The organism is Arhodomonas sp. KWT, from assembly GCF_010993615.1.
Genome location: NZ_WNXE01000436.1, coordinates 1 through 1,432, shown reverse-complemented (window position 1 = coordinate 1,432; position 1,432 = coordinate 1). Strand labels below are relative to the sequence as shown.

2 protein-coding genes are annotated in these 1,432 nt (G+C 65.5%); both read right to left on the bottom strand.

All coding sequences use genetic code 11. The features are described 5' to 3' along the window. A partial coding sequence (locus tag G7A99_RS19685) for an ATPase, T2SS/T4P/T4SS family (RefSeq protein ID WP_163143423.1) occupies window positions 1-545 on the bottom strand: 545 nt, incomplete at its 3' end. Between the two features lie 59 nt (window positions 546-604). Next, window positions 605-1,432, bottom strand: an 828-nt coding sequence (locus G7A99_RS19680) for a type IV pilus twitching motility protein PilT (protein WP_163143420.1), incomplete at its 5' end; no start/stop codon positions are given.

Here is a 1,432-nt window from a genome sequence, read left to right as displayed (position 1 = left end):
GTGTCGAGCCCCACCTCGCGCTGCGTGACGATGCAGTTGTTGTGCGAGTGGATGTACTCGATGGGGTCCTCGATGGTGATGATATGGCCCGTGGAGTGCTCGTTACGGTAGCCGAGCATTGCCGCCAGCGAGGTCGATTTGCCCGTGCCGGTGCCGCCGACGAAGATGATCAGCCCGCGCTTGGTCAGGGACAGGTCATTGAGGATCGGCGGCAGGCGCAGCTGCTCCACCGTGGGGATCTCCGTCTCGATGCGGCGCAGCACCATCCCCGGCTGGTTGCGCTGGAAGAACGCGCTGACACGGAAGCGCCCGAGCCCGCGGGCACTGATGGCAAAGTTGCACTCGTGGTTCGCCTCGAACTCGCTGCGCTGGCGGTCGGTCATCACCGACAGCACCACCTGGCGCGCCTGGTCCGGGGAGAGCTTGGTCTTGGTGACGGGCATGATCCGCCCGGAGATCTTCATGCTCGGCGCGAGTCCCGCCGTGATGAACAGATCCGAGGCCTTTTTCTGGACCATCAGCTCCAGCAGCGAGTTGAAATCCATCCCGATTCACCCTCTGTCTCGTTGCAATGGTGCCGCGCGGTCTGCCGGCGCGGCGTGCCTCAGGAGATGCTCTCCTTGGCACTCGCGTGGGTCCTCGCCTCCTGGCGCGAGATCTGGCCGCTGGCCACGAGCCGCTGCAGACACTGGTCCAGGGTCTGCATTCCGGATCCCTGACCGGTCTGAATGGCGGAGTACATCTGCGCGATCTTGTCCTCGCGGATCAGGTTCCGGATCGCCGGCGTGCCGATCATGATCTCATGGGCCGCGATACGTCCGCCGCCGGTCTTCTTGAGCAGACTCTGGGAGATCACCGCGCGCAGCGACTCGGAGAGCATCGAGCGCACCATCGCCTTCTCCGCACCGGGGAAGACGTCGACGATACGGTCGATGGTCTTGGCCGCGGAGCTGGTGTGCAGCGTGCCGAGCACCAGGTGGCCGGTCTCCGCGGCGGTGAGCGCCAGGCGGATGGTCTCCAGGTCGCGCAGCTCGCCGACCAGGATCACGTCCGGGTCCTCGCGCAGCGCCGAGCGCAGCGCCTCCGAGAAGCCCAGGGTATCGCGGTGGACCTCGCGCTGGTTGACGATGCACTTCTTCGAATCGTGGACGAACTCGATCGGGTCCTCGATGGTGAGGATGTGCTCGTGGAAGTTCTCGTTACGGTAATCCACCAGCGAGGCGAGCGTCGTGGACTTGCCGGAGCCCGTGGGCCCGGTCACCAGCACCAGCCCCCGCGGGCTGTCGGCGATGGTCTTGAAGACCTCGGGGGCACCGAGGTCATCCAGGGTGAGCACCGTCGAGGGGATGGTCCGGAATACCGCCCCGGCACCGCGGTTGTGGTTGAACGCATTGACGCGGAACCGGGCCAGCGACTTGATTTCGAAGGAGAA